This window comes from Cupriavidus sp. C2SS-8b, assembly GCF_057073745.1.
Map to the genome: position 1 here is coordinate 502,423 of NZ_CP172716.1, position 19,375 is coordinate 521,797.

Here is a 19,375-nt window from a genome sequence, read left to right on the forward strand (position 1 = left end):
GGCCTCCCTTACTCGGCGCTCGTGGCGGTGGCGCCGCGCATGGCGGCCTGCCCCTGCTGCACGGCCTTGATAATGTTGTGGTAGCCCGTGCAGCGGCACAGGTTGCCATCGAGCTGCTCGCGGATGGCCGTGGCATCCGCGTCCGGGCGGGCCTGCACCAGCGCAGTGGCTGCCATCACCATGCCGGGCGTGCAAAAGCCGCACTGCAGGCCGTGGCATTCGCGGAAGGCTTCCTGCATCGGGTGCATCGGCGCCCCGTTGCCGACGCGCGTGCCGGACAGTCCTTCGATGGTGGTGACCTCGGCCCCATCGGCCTGCACGGCGAGGATATTGCAGGACTTGACCGCGCGCCCGTCAAGGTGGACCGTGCAGGCGCCGCACTGCGCGGTGTCGCAGCCGACATGGGTGCCGGTCAGGCGAAGCTGTTCGCGCAGGAACTGGACCAGGAGGGTATTGGGTTCTACCTGGGCGTCAACGGGCTTGCCATTGACCGTCAGGCGGATCGGAATCGCCATGCTTGTCTCCATGTGGGTGGACGCGCATGACCAATTCCCCGAAATCGCAAAATAAACAGCGCGGGACTGGCCACGACGCGGTACTGCCGTTTGCTACGGCTATTTCGTGATATTGGTGCTGCCGGTGCTGCCCACGGCCATTGCCGTGCGGGAGGAACCCCCCGGCGGCCGGCGAACGTTTGGCCGCGACGGGCTGTAACAGTTAATCACAAATCGCGGGCCACTGCCATGCGGGTTGCCCGTGCCCCGAAAGGGGGACAGCTAGAATGATCGACACCACCCGGCACTAGCCCTAGCCCGATACCAGCCCAACGACATGGAAGCCTTCTTCGACTGGCTGTTCGACATCGTCGCCCTCCCGAAAGTGGGCCTGCCCGCCATCTTCGTCGTCAGCCTGGTGTCGGCCACGCTGCTGCCGCTCGGCTCGGAGCCGGCGGTGTTCGGCTATATCAAGCTCAATCCGCACATGTTCTGGCCGGCGGTGGTGGTGGCCACGCTCGGCAATACGGTAGGCGGCGCCATCGACTGGTGGCTCGGCTACGCGGCCAAGCTTGCGCTGGTGCGCTACCACAAGCGGCGCCGGGAGCGCGAACATGAGCAGGAACACCTCGAACATCGCAAGCATGTGCGCAAGCCCACCAAGCCGAAGCTGGACGCGCGCTATTTCCATTGGATGCGAAGGCTCGGCCCGCCCACGCTCCTGCTGTCATGGCTCCCCGCCATTGGTGACCCATTGTGCACATTGGCCGGCTGGCTGCGGCTGTCGTTCTGGCCGAGCCTGGCGTACATGGCGATCGGCAAGTTCCTGCGCTACCTGGCCATGACGGCCAGCCTGCTGTGGATACCGGACAGTTTTTGGCACAACATTGTTCAAATGTTCCGCGCCTGGTTCTGAATCCGCATGTGGCAGACCGTGCACAAGGCGGCGCTAAACCCTTGTTCCGGCACGGGTTGTGCCATGTTGCGGCGCGGCGAAACCGTGCCATGCAGTACAATCGCGCTTTAATGAACGATCGGCGCACACCTTCAGTGCGCCCGCAGGAAGCGGTCCCCCCATGAACGCCCCACTCGTGCTCGACGCCAAGCTGGCCGCGCAGGACGCCCCTGCGCGCCTGCGTGAAATTCCCTATAACTACACGTCCTTTTCGGACCGCGAGATTGTCATCCGCCTGCTCGGCGAAGAGGCCTGGCGCATCCTGGACGAGCTGCGCGGCGAGCGCCGTACCGGCCGGTCGGCGCGCATGCTGTACGAAGTGCTGGGCGACATCTGGGTAGTCCGCCGCAACCCGTACCTGCAGGACGACCTGCTCGAGAACCCCAAGCGCCGCCAGATGCTGGTGAGCGCGCTGCACCACCGCCTGGGCGAGATCGAGAAGCGCCGCGCCGCCGACCGTGCCGAGCACGCCGAGCCGGCCGCCGAGGACCGCTCGCACCGCGTGGAGCAGCTGGTCGCATTCGCCAAGCAGGCGATCGAGGACTTCAAGAACGAGTTTGCCGCCGCCTACGACCTGCGCAAGCGCGCGCAGCGCGTGCTGGGCCGGGTCACGCAGAAGGACAACATCAAGTTCGATGGCCTGTCGCGCGTCTCGCACGTGACCGACGCCACCGACTGGCGCGTGGAATATCCGTTCGTCGTGCTGACGCCGGATACCGAGGAAGAGATCGCCGGCCTGGTCAAGGGTTGCTTCGAGCTCGGCCTGACCATCATCCCGCGCGGGGGCGGCACCGGCTATACCGGCGGCGCCGTGCCGCTGACGCCGATGAGCGCGGTCATCAACACCGAGAAGCTGGAACAGCTCGGCCCGGTCGAGCAGACCGACCTGCCGAATGTCTCGCACAAGGTTGCCACCATCTTCTCGGGCGCCGGCGTGGTGACGCGCCGCGTGGCCGACGCCGCCGACAAGGCCGGCCTGGTATTCGCGGTGGACCCGACCTCGATCGACGCGTCTTGCATCGGCGGCAACGTCGCCATGAACGCGGGCGGCAAGAAGGCCGTGCTGTGGGGCACCGCGCTGGACAACCTGGCCTGGTGGCGCATGGTCGATCCGGAAGGCAACTGGCTCGAAGTCACGCGCCTGGACCACAACCTCGGCAAGATCCACGACGTGCCGGTCGCCACCTTCGAACTGAAGTGGTCCGACGGCAACCGTGCGCCGGGCGAGAAGGTGCTGCGCACCGAGACCCTCGCCATCGAGGGCCGCAAGTTCCGCAAGGAAGGCCTGGGCAAGGACGTCACCGACAAGTTCCTGGCGGGCCTGCCCGGCGTGCAGAAGGAAGGCTGCGACGGCATCATCACCAGCGCGCGCTGGATCCTGCACCGCATGCCGAAGTTCATCCGCACCGTGTGCCTGGAGTTCTTCGGCCAGGCGCGCGATGCGATCCCGAGCATCGTCGAGATCAAGGACTTCCTCGACGCCGAGTCGAAGACGCCGGGCGGAGCCATCCTCGCCGGCCTGGAGCACCTGGACGAGCGCTATCTGCGCGCGGTCGGCTATGCCACCAAGAGCAAGCGCAACGCCTTCCCGAAGATGGTGCTGATCGGCGATATCGTCGGGGACGATGAAGACGCCGTGGCGCGTGCCACCTCGGAAGTGATCCGCATGGCCAACGGCAAGAGCGGCGAAGGCTTTATCGCCGTCAGTCCGGAGGCCCGCAAGAAATTCTGGCTCGACCGTTCGCGCACCGCCGCCATCGCCAAGCACACCAACGCCTTCAAGATCAATGAAGACGTGGTGATCCCGCTGCCGCGCATGGGCGAGTACACCGACGGCATCGAGCGCATCAACATCGAGCTGTCGATCAAGAACAAGCTGGGGCTGGTGGACGCGCTGGAGGCTTTCTTCGCGCGCGGCAACCTGCCGCTGGGCCGCAGCGACGATGCCAACGAAATCCCGAGCGCCGAGCTGCTGGAAGACCGCGTGCAGCACGCGCTCACGCTGCTGCGCGAAATCCGCGCGCGCTGGCGCTACCTGCAGGACCACCTCGATGTGCCGCTGGCCACCGCCAAGGCGTCGCTGATCGGGCACGGCCTGGGCCTGCTCGGCCAGGCCTTCGACGCGCGCCTGGTGCAGCAGCCCGATGCCAATGTGTTCCACCTGCTGCAGGACCGCACCATCCGCGTGTCCTGGAAGGCTGAAGTGCGGGCCGAGCTGCGCAAGATCTTCAATGGCGGCGAGTTCAAGCCGATCCTCGACGAAGCGCAGGCGATCCACAAGCAGGTGCTGCGCGGACGCGTGTTCGTGGCGCTGCATATGCACGCCGGCGACGGCAACGTGCACACCAACATCCCGGTCAACTCCGACAACTACGAGATGCTCCAGGATGCCCACCGCGCGGTGGCCCGCATCATGGACCTGGCGCGCTCGCTCGACGGCGTGATTTCCGGCGAGCACGGCATCGGCATCACCAAGCTGGAATTCCTGACCGAGGACGAGATCGGCGACTTCCGCGCCTACAAGCAGAAGGTCGATCCGCAAGGCCGCTTCAACAAGGGCAAGCTGCTGCCGGGCGCGGACCTGCGCAATGCGTACACGCCGTCGTTCGGGCTGATGGGGCATGAGTCCATCATCATGCAGCAGAGCGATATCGGCGCCATTGCCGACAGCGTCAAGGACTGCCTGCGCTGCGGCAAGTGCAAGCCGGTGTGCGCCACGCACGTGCCGCGCGCCAACCTGCTGTACAGCCCGCGCAACAAGATCCTGGCGACCTCGCTGCTGGTCGAGGCCTTCCTGTATGAAGAGCAGACGCGCCGCGGCGTGTCGATCAAGCACTGGGACGAGTTCTCGGACGTGGCCGACCACTGCACGGTGTGCCACAAGTGCGCAACGCCGTGCCCGGTGAAGATCGACTTCGGCGACGTGTCGATGAATATGCGCAACCTGCTGCGCAAGATGGGGCAGAAGAAGTTCAACCCCGGCACGGCCGCGTCGATGTTCTTCCTGAACGCCACCAGCCCGGAGACGATCAACCTGACCCGCAAGGTCATGATCGACTGGGGCTACAAGGCGCAGCGCCTGGGCAACGAGGTGCTGAAGAAGGTCGCCCGCAAGCAGACCGCGCATCCGCCCGCGACCGTGGGCAAGCCGCCGGTGCGCGAGCAGGTGATCCACTTCATCAACAAGAAGATGCCGGGCAACCTGCCCAAAAAGACCGCGCGCGCGCTGCTCGATATCGAGGACAACGAGATCGTGCCGATCATCCGCGACCCGAAGGCGACCACGCCCGAGACCGAAGCGGTGTTCTACTTCCCGGGCTGCGGCTCCGAGCGGCTGTTCTCGCAGGTCGGCCTGGCCACGCAGGCCATGCTGTGGCACGTGGGCGTGCAGACCGTGCTGCCGCCGGGCTACCTGTGCTGCGGGTATCCGCAGCGCGGCAACGGCCAGTACGACAAGGCCGAGAAGATGGTCACCGACAACCGCGTGCTGTTCCACCGCGTGGCCAATACGCTGAACTACCTCGACATCAAGACGGTGGTGGTCAGCTGCGGCACATGCTACGACCAGCTCGCCGGGTATGAGTTCGAGAAGATCTTCCCGGGCTGCCGCATCATCGACATCCACGAGTACCTGCTGGAAAAGGGCGTGAAGCTCGAAGGCGTGACCGGTACGCGCTACATGTACCACGACCCGTGCCACACGCCGATCAAGACCATGGACCCGACCAAGCTGGTCAATGACCTGATGGGCGGCAATGCGGGCGCCGGCAAGATCGAGAAGAACGAGCGCTGCTGCGGGGAATCCGGCACGCTGGCGGTGACCCGCCCGGACGTCTCGACGCAGATCCGCTTCCGCAAGGAAGAGGAGATGACCAAGGGCGCCGACAAGCTGCGCACCGATGGCTTCACCGGCGACGTCAAGATCCTGACCAGCTGCCCGTCGTGCCTGCAGGGGCTGTCGCGCTACAACGAAGATGCGTCGGTGCAGGCCGACTACATCGTCGTGGAAATGGCGAAGCATCTGCTGGGCGAGAACTGGATGCCCGAGTACGTGGCCAAGGCCAACGCCGGCGGCATCGAGCGGGTGCTGGTGTGACACGCGCGGCGGGTTGCCCCCTTTGCGAAGCCGATGGCGGCGAACTCATCTGGATGGGCGACCGCGCCCGCGTGATCCTGGTCGAGCACGACCGTTTCCCCGGCTTCTGCCGCATCGTCTGGAACGACCATGCGGCCGAGCTGACCGACCTGGAAGATGGCGACCAGGCCTGGCTGATGCGGCTGGTGGCGCGGGTCGAGCGCGTGGTGCGCGAGGTCATGACGCCGGACAAGGTCAACCTGGCCGCGTTCGGCAATATGGTGCCGCACCTGCACTGGCACATCATTCCGCGCTACCGCTGGGACACGCATTTCCCCGAGGCAATCTGGGCCGCGCCGCAACGCGCGGCTGACGCGGCGCGCGTGGCTGAGCTGCAAGGCCGGCTGCCTGCGCTGCGTACGGCACTTTCGGCGCTCGCCACCGACGACTGAACCAGGCGGCTGCGTGGAACCGCGCCGTGCGGGACGCGTCTGAATCCTGTTGTCATCGCAATGGCCGTCCCGGCCGTTGCGCATTCCAGAAGAACAAGCCCGCCGCAGCGCCGGCGGGCGTACCGCTGCCGCTATGTCCACCACACCGACTTCCGTCACTGTACCGGGCCCGGCCGTTCCCGCCCGGGCCCTCAAGATCCAGAGCCGGCTGCGCATGGCCGCGACCTGGGCGCTGATCAAGCCCTACTGGAAGTCCGAAGACCGCAAGGCGGGCCTTGGGCTGCTTACGCTGGTGGTCGCGCTTAATCTCGGCATCGTCTATATCAACGTGCTGCTCAACGAGTGGAACCGCGTGTTCTACAACGCGCTGGAGCAGCGCGATTACGCGTCGTTCAAGGTGCTGCTGCTGCGCTTCTCGTGGATCGCGGCGTTCTTCATTGTGGCCGCGATCTCGCGGCAGTACTACACGATGATGCTGCAGATGCGCTGGCGTACCTGGATGACGGGCCGCTTCATGGACCACTGGATGGGGCACCAGGCGTACTACCGGATCGAACAGACCCATACCACCGACAACCCCGACCAGCGGATCTCGGACGACCTGCGCCAGTTCACCGACGGCGCACTGACGCTATCGCTGGGCCTGCTCAATTCGGTGGTGACGCTGCTGTCCTTCGTCGGCATCCTGTGGACGGTGTCGGGCCCGATCAGCCTGGCGCTGGGCGGCAATGAGATCGTGATTCCGGGCTACATGGTTTGGTTCGCCGCGGGCTACGCGGTGATCGGCTCGCTGATCGCGCACGTGGTCGGACGCCCGCTGATCGGCCTGAATTTCCAGCAGGAACAATACGAGGCCGATTTCCGTTTCACGCTGGTGCGCCTGCGCGAAAACAGCGAACCCGTCGCGCTGTACCGCGGCGAGCCGACCGAGCAGGCCGGCCTGCGCGCGCGCTTCGACCGTATCCGCGCGAACTGGAACCAGCTGATGCGCTATACGCGGCGGCTGACCTTCGTGAGTTCCGGCTATGCGCAGTTTGCGATCATCTTCCCGATCCTGGTGGCCGCGCCGCGCTACTTTGCCGGCAAGATGACGCTGGGCGGCCTGATGCAGACCAGCTCGGCCTTCGGCCAGGTGCAGGGCGCGCTGTCGTGGTTCGTGGACAGCTACGCGACGCTGGTGGGCTGGAAGGCCGCGGCCAACCGGCTGATCGATTTCCAGGAGGCGATCCGCGTAGCCGAGCGGCAGGACGTGTCGCATACCGGCGTGCGCGATATCGAGGTCGAGCACACTGGCGAACCGCAGGCCGGCATCCGCGTCGACGGCCTCGGCCTGGCGCTGCCGGTGCGTGCCCAGCGCGGCGCGAACGTCGGCCAGCGCCCGCTGGTGGCGCCGTTCTCGCTGTCGATCGCGCCGGGCGAGCGCTGGCTCGTGAACGGGCCGTCGGGCTGCGGCAAGAGCGTGCTGTTCCGCGCGCTGGCCGGAATCTGGCCATACGGCAGCGGCACCATCACCATGCCCGTTGACGCGCGCACGCTGTTCCTGCCGCAGCGCAGCTACCTGCCGATCGGCACGTTGGCCGACGCACTTGCCTATCCGGACGCGGGCACGGCCCACCCTGCCGCCGCGCTGCAGGCGGTGCTGCGACAAGCGCGTTTGCCGCAGCTCGTGGACCAGCTCGATGTGTTCGACAACTGGTCGCTGCGGCTGTCGCCCGGCGAGCAGCAGCGCCTGGCCTTCGCCCGCGCGCTGCTGCAGAAGCCGCGCTACCTGTTCCTGGACGAGGCGACCAGCGCGCTCGATGAGGAAACCGAGGGCATCATGTACCGGATGGTGGTCGACGCATTGCCCGACGCCGCCATCATCAGCATTGCCCACCGCAGCACGGTCGCGGCGTTCCATGGCCGCCGCCTGCGCTATGTGCCGGATGACGGCGCCGGCACCCAAGATGGGCAAGGCGAGGGCGCTGCGGTAAGCTATCGGGTCGTATGCGAGGCGTGAACGCGAACCGCACACGTCGCATCACGCCAACCCACCAGGCGCCCACGCCGGCGAATCCACTATGGCAGGCCTCGAAAAAGATACTCCCCATCCCACCGCGCTGACGGTGCACACGCAATCGCGCGTGCTTGAAGTCGGCTTCGACAACGGGCGCAGCTTCCGGCTGCCGTTCGAGCTGCTGCGCGTGTATTCGCCATCGGCCGAAGTGCAGGGACACGGCCCCGGCCAGGAAGTGCTGCAGACCGGCAAGCGCGAGGTCGGCATTGCCGCCGTCGAGCCCGTGGGCAACTACGCCATCCAGATCCGCTTTACCGACGGCCACGATACCGGCATTTATTCCTGGGAACTGTTGTATCGCCTGGGCGACCAGCAGGATGCGCTGTGGGACGACTACCTGCAGCGCCTGGAAGCCGCCGGCGCCGACCGCGACACGCCCATGGTGGCCGCAGGCGGCCATGGCTGCGGCCATCACCACTGATCTGTACCTGGAGTCTGAGATATGAGCGAAACCCACTTCGGGTTCGACAAGGTCGACGAATCGGAAAAGGCCGGCAAGGTCGCCGGCGTGTTCCATTCGGTCGCCAGCAAGTACGACGTAATGAACGACCTGATGTCGGGCGGCATGCACCGGCTGTGGAAGATGTTCACCATCGCCCAGGCCAACGTGCGGCCCGGCCAGAAGGTGCTGGACATCGCCGGCGGCACGGGCGACCTGGCCAAGGCGTTCGCGAAGCAGGCCGGCCCGACCGGCCAGGTCTGGCTCACCGACATCAACGAATCGATGCTGCGCGTGGGCCGCGACCGCCTGCTCGACAAGGGCATCGTCACGCCCGTGGCGCTGTGCGACGCCGAACGCATCCCGTTCCCGGACAACTACTTTGACCTGGTCACGGTGGCCTTCGGCCTGCGCAACATGACCCACAAGGACGCCGCGCTGGCCGAGATGCGCCGCGTGGTGAAGCCCGGCGGCAAAGTCATGGTGCTGGAGTTCTCCAAGGTGTGGAAACCGCTGGAGAAGGCCTACGATATCTATTCGTTCAAGGTGCTTCCGTGGCTCGGCGCGAAGGTGGCGGGGGATGCCCCCAGCTATCGTTATCTGGCAGAATCCATCAGAATGCATCCGGACCAGACTTCACTTGTACGCTTGATGGAACAAGTTGGGCTGGAGAAGGTCGAATACTTCAATCTGACGGCCGGAGTCGTGGCGCTCCACGTCGGGCGCAAGTACTAAATCGCCATTTCTGGCTTGAATTCGGCATTTGAGACCGGATTTGAGTGGAAACTGACAGGGGATCACTGAACATGTCTTCAATTCGCGGAAAATTCCTGGTGGGGTCGCTGATTGCCGCGATCGCGCTCGGCTCGGCGCTGGACGCCAATGCCAAGCGCATGGGCGGTTCGCGCAGCATTGGCAAGCAATCGTCCACCGTGACGCAGCAGCGCCAGCAGGCACCCGCACAGCAAACGCCGACGCAACAGCCGGCCCAGCAGCCTGCGCAGCAGGCTGCGCCGGCCACCGCCGGGGCTGCCGGCGCAGCCGCGGCCGCGGCAAAGCCCAAGCGCAACTGGGCTGGCATGCTCGGCGGCCTTGCCGCGGGTCTGGGCATCGCGGCGCTGCTGTCGCACTTTGGCCTGGGCGGCGCGGCGGCCAGCTTCTTCGCAAACCTGATCCTGATCGCCCTGGTCGCGTTCGTGGTGATCTGGCTGATCCGCAAGTTCCGTGGCGGCAGCCAGCGGAGCCAGCAGCCGGCCTACGCCGGTGCCGGCAATGTGGGCGGCATGGGCGGTAACGCCGAGCCGATGCTGCGCCAGCAGACGTCGACGCCGGCCGCGAACCCGGTGATGCCGGCCGCGAGCGCCGCGCCGCTCGCCGGCGAAGCTGTGGCCCAGCAGCCGTGGGGCGTGCCGGCCGACTTCGACACCGAAGCCTTCCTGCGCAATGCCAAGGTGCATTTCGTGCGCCTGCAGGCAGCGTGGGATGCCGGCAACCTCGACGACATCCGCGAATTCACGACGCCGGAAATGTTTGCCGAGATCAAGATGGACCTGGCCGAGCGCGGCACCGAAGTCAACAAGACGGACGTGGTCACGCTGGAAGGGCAGATGCTGGGCATTGAATCGTCGCCGACCCAGCACCTGGCCAGCGTGCGCTTCTCGGGCATGATCCGCGAGCGCGCCGGCGAAGCGGCGCAGCCGTTCGCCGAGGTCTGGAACCTGGCCAAGCCGGTTTCCGGAACGGGCGGCTGGCTGCTGGCCGGTATCCAGCAGGAATCCTGAGTGCCGTCAGTGCCCCATGGCGGCGACGCCAGCGGGGAGTAGCTTAGAATGGAGGGCCCGTGCGCAAGCGCGGGCCTTTTCCGTTTGGAGGCGGCGCCCGGCGCTTTTGCCGGCCCTGCCAGTCCAGCCGTTCGCAGCAAGCCAATCGCCATGAACCCTCTGCCTTCCGCCCTGGCCGCGCCCGCCGTTGCCGCGCTGAACCACCTGCTCGAACAGGAACCCTGGGCCCGTGGCCAACTGGCGGCGTTTGCCGGCCGCGTGGTCCGGCTCGACGCGGCCGCGTTCGCGCTGTCGCTGCGCGTGACCGAGGACGGTGCCATCGAGCTGGCGCCCGCGGCCGAAGCGCCGGCGGTCGCGATCCTGGTGCCGCTGCAGCAATGGCCGCTTGTCGCCGCCGACGTGGCGGACGGCGGCCAGGCCGCGGCGATGCGCCATGTACGCATCGAAGGCGACGCCGAGCTGGCCAACACGGTTTCGATGCTCGCGCGCAACCTGCGCTGGGACGCGGCCGAGGACTTGTCGCGCGCCTTTCGCGGGATCCTCGGCGGTCCGCTCAGCGACAGCCTGGCCCAGCGCATGGTCGATGGCGCGCGCCAGGCGCATGAGCAGGCCACGCGCGTCGGCCGCACACTCGTCGAGAACGTCACCGAGTACCTGCTGGATGAAAAGCCGACGCTGGTGCGCCATGGGGCGCTGGACGGCTTTGGGTCCGACGTGGGCCGCCTGCGCGATGACCTGGCCCGCCTGGAGAAACGCCTGGAGCGGCTCGAACGCGCGCGTCCCGCCGGGGCCTCGGCGCTGCCGTCCGCCCATCGCTGACCGCGCCGCCGGCATGACGCCAATTTCTGCTGCCGCCCGCCTCGCGCAGCGCCACCGCTTCCTGAATTTCGTCGCATGACCCGCCTTCTGCGCCTCGGCAAGATCCTCTTCGTCATCCTGTACTACGGGCTGGACGAGCTTGTGCTGTCCGGTTTCCAGAACCGCAAGATCCGTTTCCTGGTCCGCGTCATGACCGTGGGGCGCAAGCTGGACATGCCGCGCGGCGAGCGCCTGCGGCTGGCGCTGACCAAGCTTGGGCCGATCTTCGTCAAGTTCGGCCAGGTCCTGTCCACGCGCCGCGACCTGATGCCGCCGGATATCGCCGACGAACTGGCGAAGTTGCAGGACCAGGTGCCGCCTTTCGACTCGGCGGTGGCCGTGCGGATCGTCGAGCGTTCGCTCGGGCGCTCGCTCGACGAACTGTTCGAGACGTTCGAGCATCAACCCGTGGCCAGCGCGTCGATCGCGCAGGTGCACTTCGCCACGCTGCGGGGCGGCCCGAACCATGGCCGCGAGGTGGCCGTCAAGGTGCTGCGCCCCGGCATGCTGCCGGTGATCGACAGCGACCTGGCGCTGATGCGCGACATGGCCACCTGGCTCGAGCGTTTCTGGGCCGACGGCAAGCGCCTGAAGCCGCGCGAGGTGGTGGCCGAGTTCGACAAGTACCTGCACGACGAACTGGACCTGATGATCGAGGCGGCCAACGCCAGCCAGCTGCGCCGCAACTTTGCCGATACCAACCTGCTGCTGGTGCCCGAAGTGTTCTGGGACTGGTGCAGCAGCACGGTGTTCGTGATGGAGCGCATGCACGGCATCCCGATCTCGCGCACCGAATCGCTTAAGGCGGCCGGCGTCGACATGCACCAGCTCGCAGAAGAGGGCGTCGAGATCTTCTTCACGCAGGTGTTCCGCGACGGCTTCTTCCATGCCGACATGCACCCCGGCAACATCCTGGTATCGGTGCAGCCGGAAACCTTCGGCCGCTATATCGCGCTGGACTTCGGCATCGTCGGCGCGCTGTCGGAGTTCGACAAGAACTACCTGGCGCAGAACTTCATCGCCTTCTTCCGGCGCGACTACCACCGCGTGGCGCTGCTGCACGTGGAATCCGGCTGGGTGCCGCCCGATACCCGCGTGGAGGAACTCGAAAGCGCGGTGCGTGCTTGTTGCGAGCCGTACTTCGACAAGCCGCTCAAGGAAATCTCGCTGGGCATGGTGCTGATGCGCCTGTTCCAGACCTCGCGCCGCTTCAACGTCGAAATCCAGCCTCAGCTGGTGCTGCTGCAGAAGACGCTGCTCAATATCGAAGGCCTGGGCCGCCAGCTCGACCCGGACCTGGACCTGTGGAAAACCGCCAAGCCCTTCCTTGAGCGCTGGATGCACGAGCAGGTCGGCTGGAAGGGCGCGTGGGAACGGATCCAGGTCGAGGCGCCGCTGTGGGCCAAGATGCTGCCCGACTTCCCGCGGCTGGCGCACCAGTTCCTGGAACGCCGCGCGCTGAACACCAATGGCGAGCAGGAGCGTCTGCTGGCCATGCTCGTCACCGAGCAGCGCCGCACCAACCGGCTGGTCGGCACCGTCCTGCTGCTGGTCGGCGGCTTCCTGGCCGGCATTGTGCTCACCCATCTGCTGGCGTGGGCCGGCTCCTGACAGGTCGAAGGAGAGACCACATGAACCCGGCCGACAAGGCAGCCAGCCCGCCGTCCTTCACCACCCGCAATGCCGCGGACCCGGCGTTCTGGGACGAGCGCTTCGAACAAGGCTTCACGCCCTGGGACCTGCAAGGCGTGCCGGCGGAGTTCCAGCAGTTCGTAAACGGCAAGACGCCGTGCCCGACGCTGGTACCCGGCTGCGGCAACGGTTGGGAGGCTGGCTGGCTGTTCGAGCGCGGCTGGCCGGTCACGGCGATCGACTTTTCGCCGCAGGCCGTGGCCTCGGCCCGCCGCGCGCTGGGCCCGGCCGCTGCAATCGTGCGTGAAGCGGATTTCTTCGCCTATACGCCGGAGCCGCGCTGCGAACTGATCTATGAGCGCGCGTTCCTCTGCGCGCTGCCGCCGGCGCTGCGCGAAGCCTACGCCGAACGCGTGGCGGCATTGCTGCCGCCCGGTGGCCTGCTGGCCGGTTATTTCTTCCTGGGCGACAAGCGCGGCGGGCCGCCGTTCGCGATGCTGGCGTCCGACCTCGATGACCTGCTGGAGCCCGCCTTCGAACGTATCGATGACCGCCCGTCCGCCGCGCCGCTGCCGGTCTTCGCAGGGCAGGAGCGCTGGCAGGTCTGGCGCCGCCGGGGCTGATACTGGCGCCGGCGCAACAGTCCGCCGGCCCGGCTGTGGCCGTTACGATGCAGCGCCAGCCCAATCCAGCCCGGTGCGGGAATTTTTTTCGCCCGCCAGGGTCTGCGTCGCTATAATCCGCGTTTTGATTCGGCTACGACCGCAGGCCAAGTGCGCCATCCCGCTCAGGGGACCGGCGTCGCATGCCCCTCAAGCGGCCCCGACCGATGAATTGGACTCTGGGACAGCAGGCCAGCACCTGCGCCCCGGCATTCGGTTTCTCGCCACAAGGGCACTTTCTGCATAGGGCAGCGGCATGCTGATCTGGTTCGTCATCATCTACTGGGTAATCTCGGTCGGCATCGGCTTGTGGGCCGCGCTGCGCGTGCGCAACACCGCCGATTTCGCCGTGGCCGGGCGCAGCCTGCCGTTCTACGTCGTCACCGCCACCGTTTTCGCCACCTGGTTCGGTTCCGAAACCGTGCTGGGCATTCCCGCGGTATTCCTGAAAGAAGGCCTGTCCGGCGTGGTCTCGGACCCGTTCGGCTCGTCGCTGTGCCTGATCCTGGTAGGCCTGTTCTTCGCGCGGCCGCTGTACCGGATGAACCTGCTCACCATCGGCGACTACTACCACAACCGCTACGGGCGGCTGGCCGAGGTGCTGACCACGCTGTGCATCGTGGTGTCCTACCTGGGCTGGGTGGCGGCGCAGATCAAGGCGCTCGGGCTGGTGTTCTACACGGTCTCCGACGGCGCGCTGTCACAGGACGCCGGCATGATGATCGGCGCGGCCAGCGTGCTGGTGTATACGCTGTTCGGCGGCATGTGGGCGGTGGCGGTGACGGACTTCCTCCAGATGATCATCATCGTGGTGGGCATGCTCTACATCGGCTATGAGGTCAGCGGCCAGGCCGGCGGCGTGGTGGCGGTGGTATCGCACGCGGCGGCGGCCGGCAAGTTCGAGTTCCTGCCTTCGCTGGACCTGGTGCAGATCATCGGGTTTGCGGCGGCGCTGTTCACCATGATGCTCGGTTCGATTCCGCAGCAGGACGTGTTCCAGCGCGTCACGTCGTCGCGCACCGAAAAGATTGCCGGGCGCGCGTCGGTGCTGGGCGGCGTGCTGTATTTCTTCTTCGCCTTTATCCCGATGTTCCTGGCCTATTCGGCCACGCTGATCGATCCGGGCATGGTGGCGAAATACATCAACTCGGATTCGCAGCTGATCCTGCCGCAGCTGATCCTGCAGCACGCGCCGATGTTCGCGCAGGTCATGTTCTTCGGCGCACTGCTGTCGGCCATCAAGAGCTGCGCCTCGGCGACGCTGCTGGCGCCGTCGGTGACGTTTGCCGAGAACATCCTGCGGCCGTATTTCCGGCATCTCGACGACCGCAAGTTCCTGCGCGTGATGCAGACGGTCGTGCTGGTGTTCACGGGGATGGTGACCCTGTTCGCCCTGAACTCGCACCTGTCGATTTTCCACATGGTCGAAAATGCCTACAAGGTCACGCTGGTGTCGTCGTTCGTGCCACTGGCCTTTGGCATGTTCTGGAAGTCCGCCACGCGCCAGGGCGGCCTGGCGGCTATCCTGATGGGCCTCGGTTCCTGGCTGACCTGCGAGATCGCGTTCGCCGACGCGATCATGCCGCCGCAGATGGTCGGCCTGCTGTTCTCGATCAGCGGCATGGTGGTCGGATCGCTGCTGCCGCAATGGATTGCGGATCACGCGCCGGTCCAGGAAGTGCATATCGCCTGACCGGCACCTCGGCGGGACGGCTGCCTGATGGCACGATGCCGGTCACTGGTAGCTGGATGTGCTGCTTTGTGCCCGTATTTCCGCCCGTCAGGCAACCCCGTAAGGGTTTATAATTCAAGGCTTTGCATCGTCGCGCGCGCTCGCGCGGACGACGCCTGCGCTGTTCCGATCCTGATTTTTCGCCAAAGACATACCATGCCGATCTATGCCTACCGTTGCGACGCCTGCGGCCACGGGCGCGATGTGCTGCAGAAAATGAGCGATGCTCCGCTGACCGACTGCCCGTCCTGCGGCGCAGCCGGAAGCTTCAAGAAGCAGCTGACCGCGGCCGGTTTCCAACTCAAGGGTTCGGGCTGGTACGTGACCGATTTCCGCGGCGGCAGCGGCGGCACCAGCGCCGCGGCGACCTCCGGCGCGGCGGCTCCTGCCGCCGCCGAAAGCACGGCTGCGGCATCGACCGAATCGTCCGCCAGCACCACGGCTGCCTCGACGCCCGCCGCTGGCGGTTGCGGCAGCGCCTGCGCCTGCCACTGAACGCAGGACGGCCGTGGTCGCTAAGAAAACCTCCGCGCTGAAGACCTGGTTCCTGACCGGGTTGCTGGTGCTCGTGCCGCTGGGCATCACGCTGTGGGTGCTCAGCCTGGTCATCGGCACCATGGACCAGAGCCTGGCGCTGCTGCCCGAGGCGTGGCGCCCGGACCAGCTGTTATTCGGCAAGCGCGTGACCGGCCTTGGCGCCATCCTGACGCTGCTGTGCATCCTGCTGGTCGGGCTGCTCGCGCACAACTTCATCGGCCAGCGCCTGGTGCGCTGGTGGGAAGCGCTGCTGGGCCATATCCCGGTGGTGGGCCCGATCTACACCAGCGTCAAGCAGGTCTCCGACACGCTGCTGTCGTCGTCGGGCAATGCCTTCCGCAAGGCGCTGCTGGTGCAGTACCCGCGTGAAGGCTCGTGGACCATCGCCTTCCTGACCGGCCGTCCGGGCGGCGACGTGCAGAACCACCTGCAGGGCGAATACGTCAGCGTCTACGTGCCGACCACGCCCAATCCGACCTCGGGCTTCTTCCTGATGATGCCCAAGGCCGACACCATCGAACTCGACATGACCGTCGACGCCGCGCTCAAGTACATCGTATCGATGGGCGTGGTGGCACCGGCGGACCTGCCCCGCAAAAACGGCGGCCCGAGCCGCCCGGCGGATCCCGTCAGCCCTGCCAGGGCGACCGGCGCTGATGCCGGCCACGCGGCAGCGGTCGAGGCGGCCGATCCTTCGCATACCAATTGATCACGGGCCGCCCGGCGGGCGGTCGCGTATTACCGGGAAACATCTTATGTCCTCCATGCGTACTCACTACTGCGGTCTGGTGACCGAACAACTCTCGGGCCAGGAAGTGGCCCTGACCGGCTGGGTGCAGCGCCGCCGCGACCATGGCGGCGTGATCTTCATCGACCTGCGCGACCGCGAAGGCCTGGTGCAGGTGGTGTGCGACCCGGACCGCCCGGAGATGTTCAAGGCCGCGGAAGAGATCCGCAACGAGTTCTGCATCCGCATTACCGGCAAGGTGCGCCCGCGCCCGGCCGGCACCGAGAACACCAACCTGACCTCGGGCAAGATCGAGGTGCTGTGCCATGAGCTGACCGTGCTGAACCCGTCGGTCACGCCGCCGTTCCAGCTCGACGACGACAACCTGTCGGAAACCACCCGCCTGACGCACCGCGTGCTGGACCTGCGCCGTCCGCAGATGCAGTACAACCTGCGCCTGCGTTACAAAGTGGCGATGGAAGTCCGCAAGTTCCTCGATGCGCAAGGTTTCATCGACATCGAAACGCCGATGCTCGGCAAGAGCACGCCGGAAGGCGCGCGCGACTACCTGGTGCCGTCGCGCGTGAACCCGGGCCACTTCTTCGCGCTGCCGCAATCGCCGCAGATCTTCAAGCAGATGCTGATGGTGTCGGGCTTCGACCGCTACTACCAGATCACCAAGTGCTTCCGCGACGAAGACCTGCGCGCCGACCGCCAGCCGGAATTCACGCAGATCGACTGCGAGACCTCGTTCCTCACCGAACAGGAAATCCGTGACCTGTTCGAGGACATGATGCGCGTGGTGTTCAAGAACGCCATCGACGTCGACCTGGACGCGAAGTTCCCGGTGATGGAGTTCCGCGAAGCCATGGCCCGTTTCGGCTCGGACAAGCCGGACCTGCGCGTGAAGCTCGAATTCACCGATCTGACCGACGTGATGAAGGACGTCGACTTCAAGGTGTTCTCGGGCCCCGCCAATAGCGACAACGGCCGCGTGGTCGGCCTGCGCGTGCCGGGTGGCAGTGCGATTTCGCGCGGCGAGATCGACGCCTACACCCAGTTCGTCGGCATCTACGGCGCCAAGGGCCTGGCCTGGGTCAAGGTCAACGAAGTCGCCAAGGGCCGTGACGGCCTGCAGTCGCCGATCGTCAAGAACCTGCACGACGCGGCCATTGCCGAGATCCTGAAGCGCACCGGCGCCCAGGACGGCGACATCATCTTCTTCGGCGCCGACAAGGCCAAGGTGGTCAATGACGCTATCGGCGCGCTGCGCCTGAAGATCGGCCACTCGGAATTCGGCAAGGCCAACGGCCTGTTCGAAGACGTGTGGAAGCCGCTGTGGGTGGTCGACTTCCCGATGTTCGAGTACGACGAGGAAGACGCCCGCTGGGTCGCCATGCACCACCCGTTCACCAGCCCCAAGGACGAGCACCTGCAATACCTGGAAACGGACCCGGGCAAGTGCATTGCCAAGGCCTACGACATGGTGCTGAACGGCTGGGAAATGGGCGGCGGCTCGGTCCGTATCTATCGTTCGGACATCCAGAGCAAGGTGTTCCGCGCACTGAAGATCAGCGACGAGGAAGCCCGTGCCAAGTTCGGCTACCTGCTTGATGCGCTGCAATATGGCGCGCCTCCGCACGGCGGCCTGGCCTTCGGCCTGGACCGTATCGTCACCATGATGGCCGGTGCCGATTCGATCCGCGACGTGATCGCCTTCCCGAAGACCCAGCGCGCCCAGGACCTGCTGACGCAGGCGCCGAGCGCGGTCGACGAGAAGCAGCTGCGCGAACTCCATATCCGCCTGCGCGCCGCCGAGCCGAAGACCACGGTCTGAGCCTGACGGCCTCACCAACAAAAACCGCACCATGTGCGCGGTTTTTTCGTTTCTGGTCGAAGTGATTCCGGAGCCGGTCAGCGCGCCAAAGTTTCCATTTGTTACGGGTCGGAACATCACCCGGGCTCGCAGTGTCTCTTTTATCTAGGCGTTGACCGAGCTCCCGCATCCAAGGTGGGCCGGCGCGCGGGAGGAAAATAACGTGAACCTGGATACAGACCTGATCCGCCAGTTCCTGCTGGCCCATGCCGAAACGCTTCTGACATGGCTGGTGGCCGGCCTGGTCATGATGCTGCTGGCACGCTTCGAGTTGCGCCGCGCGGTACGCAAGTCGGCGCGGGCCATGTCGGAATCGGTGGCGACGACCGTGGCGGCCTGTGTGCCCGACATTGCCCACGCCGCCGCGCAGGCGACCAGCGGGGGGGCAGTGGCCGAGCCGGTGGAATCGAAGCGCGCCGACGCGCTGCGCCACGTGGCGCTGGACACCGTGGCCGCCGTGATGGCGCGCGGCCGCTGGCTGGAAGAGCTCGGCAACCTGCGCATTCCCGACGATGCCCTGTTGAGCGGCCAGCGTGCCGCCGGCGCCGATCCGCTGCTGGTGGTGGCGCCGCAGCCCGTGGTGCAGGCCTACCTGTTCGCGCAGCGCACCTTCGAAGAAGAAGCCGCGCGCGTGCAGGACAGCCGCCGCGACGCGCAGCGCCGGCAGGACGCGCTCCACGCGCTCGAAGCCGAGGCGGCCCACGTCGAGCAGGAGACCGCCAGCATCGTGATGCGCTTCGAACAGGCGAACGCCCGCGCGGCGCAGCGTGAGGAAGCCGGCGATCAGCAGCGCTTCCTGATCCAGAAGTACAACGCCCTGGGCCAGCGCGAAAAGGAAATCGTCCAGCAGCGCGGCATCCTGCGCGAGCAGGCGCAGGGCAGTGCCGACGACCTGGCGTTCCAGGCGCGCGACGCCGCGCTGCGCTACCGCGAAGCGCTTGCGCCCCTGATGCAGCAGCTGCGCGAAGCCTGGGGGCACGGCGACGCGCCGGACGTCTTCGACACCTGGCTGAGCATCGACCCGATGCACCCCGAAAACGAGCGCGACGCCGCCTGAACGCGGCGCGGCTGCGCTATCCTTGGGGGTGTCCATCGGACC

The 19,375-nt window shown here is 66.4% G+C and carries 16 protein-coding genes; 15 read left to right on the top strand and 1 reads right to left on the bottom strand.

Going from position 1 to position 19,375, the window contains the following annotated elements:
• Window positions 1-8: 8 nt before the first annotated feature.
• A complete protein-coding gene (locus tag ACIGJB_RS02300) occupies window positions 9-515 on the bottom strand; it encodes a (2Fe-2S)-binding protein (protein WP_483731211.1) in 507 nt (168 codons plus the stop codon).
• A 316-nt stretch (window positions 516-831) separates the two neighbouring features.
• On the opposite strand from ACIGJB_RS02300, the gene ACIGJB_RS02305 reads away from it, so the two are divergent.
• The 15 genes from ACIGJB_RS02305 (at window position 832) to ACIGJB_RS02375 (ending at window position 19,333) form a co-directional block, all read left to right on the top strand.
• Window positions 832-1,410: a YqaA family protein gene (locus ACIGJB_RS02305; RefSeq protein WP_483731212.1), complete on the top strand. Its 579-nt coding sequence runs from the start codon at window positions 832-834 to the stop codon at window positions 1,408-1,410.
• Window positions 1,411-1,570: 160 nt separating this feature from the next.
• Window positions 1,571-5,545 (top strand): DUF3683 domain-containing protein, encoded by a 3,975-nt coding sequence (locus ACIGJB_RS02310; RefSeq protein ID WP_483731213.1) that lies wholly within the window; start codon window positions 1,571-1,573, stop codon window positions 5,543-5,545.
• A 53-nt stretch (window positions 5,546-5,598) separates the two neighbouring features.
• Window positions 5,599-5,976 (top strand): HIT family protein, encoded by a 378-nt coding sequence (locus ACIGJB_RS02315; RefSeq protein WP_483731214.1) that lies wholly within the window; start codon window positions 5,599-5,601, stop codon window positions 5,974-5,976.
• Between the two features lie 133 nt (window positions 5,977-6,109).
• Window positions 6,110-7,975: an ABC transporter ATP-binding protein/permease gene (locus ACIGJB_RS02320; RefSeq protein ID WP_483731215.1), complete on the top strand. Its 1,866-nt coding sequence runs from the start codon at window positions 6,110-6,112 to the stop codon at window positions 7,973-7,975.
• 61 nt (window positions 7,976-8,036) lie between these two features.
• A complete protein-coding gene (locus tag ACIGJB_RS02325; RefSeq protein ID WP_483731216.1) occupies window positions 8,037-8,453 on the top strand; it encodes a gamma-butyrobetaine hydroxylase family protein in 417 nt (138 codons plus the stop codon).
• A gap of 21 nt (window positions 8,454-8,474) precedes the next feature.
• Window positions 8,475-9,206 carry a bifunctional demethylmenaquinone methyltransferase/2-methoxy-6-polyprenyl-1,4-benzoquinol methylase UbiE gene (gene ubiE / locus ACIGJB_RS02330; protein ID WP_483731217.1) on the top strand — a complete coding sequence of 244 codons (732 nt, stop codon included), beginning with the start codon at window positions 8,475-8,477 and terminating at the stop codon, window positions 9,204-9,206.
• Between the two features lie 71 nt (window positions 9,207-9,277).
• A complete protein-coding gene (locus tag ACIGJB_RS02335) occupies window positions 9,278-10,252 on the top strand; it encodes a Tim44 domain-containing protein (protein WP_483731218.1) in 975 nt (324 codons plus the stop codon).
• A 150-nt stretch (window positions 10,253-10,402) separates the two neighbouring features.
• Window positions 10,403-11,071 (top strand): ubiquinone biosynthesis accessory factor UbiJ, encoded by a 669-nt coding sequence (locus ACIGJB_RS02340; protein ID WP_483731219.1) that lies wholly within the window; start codon window positions 10,403-10,405, stop codon window positions 11,069-11,071.
• A gap of 75 nt (window positions 11,072-11,146) precedes the next feature.
• On the top strand, window positions 11,147-12,721 hold the full coding sequence (gene ubiB / locus ACIGJB_RS02345) for a ubiquinone biosynthesis regulatory protein kinase UbiB (protein ID WP_483731220.1): 1,575 nt from the start codon (window positions 11,147-11,149) through the stop codon (window positions 12,719-12,721).
• A 20-nt stretch (window positions 12,722-12,741) separates the two neighbouring features.
• Window positions 12,742-13,365, top strand: a complete 624-nt coding sequence (locus ACIGJB_RS02350; RefSeq protein WP_483731221.1) for a methyltransferase domain-containing protein — start codon at window positions 12,742-12,744, stop codon at window positions 13,363-13,365.
• A 295-nt stretch (window positions 13,366-13,660) separates the two neighbouring features.
• Complete coding sequence (locus tag ACIGJB_RS02355) at window positions 13,661-15,097, top strand: high affinity choline transporter 1 (RefSeq protein ID WP_483731222.1); 1,437 nt, start codon at window positions 13,661-13,663, stop codon at window positions 15,095-15,097.
• Between the two features lie 195 nt (window positions 15,098-15,292).
• On the top strand, window positions 15,293-15,631 hold the full coding sequence (locus ACIGJB_RS02360) for an FmdB family zinc ribbon protein (RefSeq protein ID WP_483731223.1): 339 nt from the start codon (window positions 15,293-15,295) through the stop codon (window positions 15,629-15,631).
• 13 nt (window positions 15,632-15,644) lie between these two features.
• A complete protein-coding gene (locus ACIGJB_RS02365) occupies window positions 15,645-16,382 on the top strand; it encodes a DUF502 domain-containing protein (RefSeq protein ID WP_483731224.1) in 738 nt (245 codons plus the stop codon).
• Between the two features lie 46 nt (window positions 16,383-16,428).
• Window positions 16,429-18,237 (top strand): aspartate--tRNA ligase, encoded by a 1,809-nt coding sequence (gene aspS / locus ACIGJB_RS02370; protein ID WP_483731225.1) that lies wholly within the window; start codon window positions 16,429-16,431, stop codon window positions 18,235-18,237.
• 202 nt (window positions 18,238-18,439) lie between these two features.
• On the top strand, window positions 18,440-19,333 hold the full coding sequence (locus ACIGJB_RS02375) for a hypothetical protein (protein ID WP_483731226.1): 894 nt from the start codon (window positions 18,440-18,442) through the stop codon (window positions 19,331-19,333).
• Window positions 19,334-19,375 lie beyond the last annotated feature (42 nt).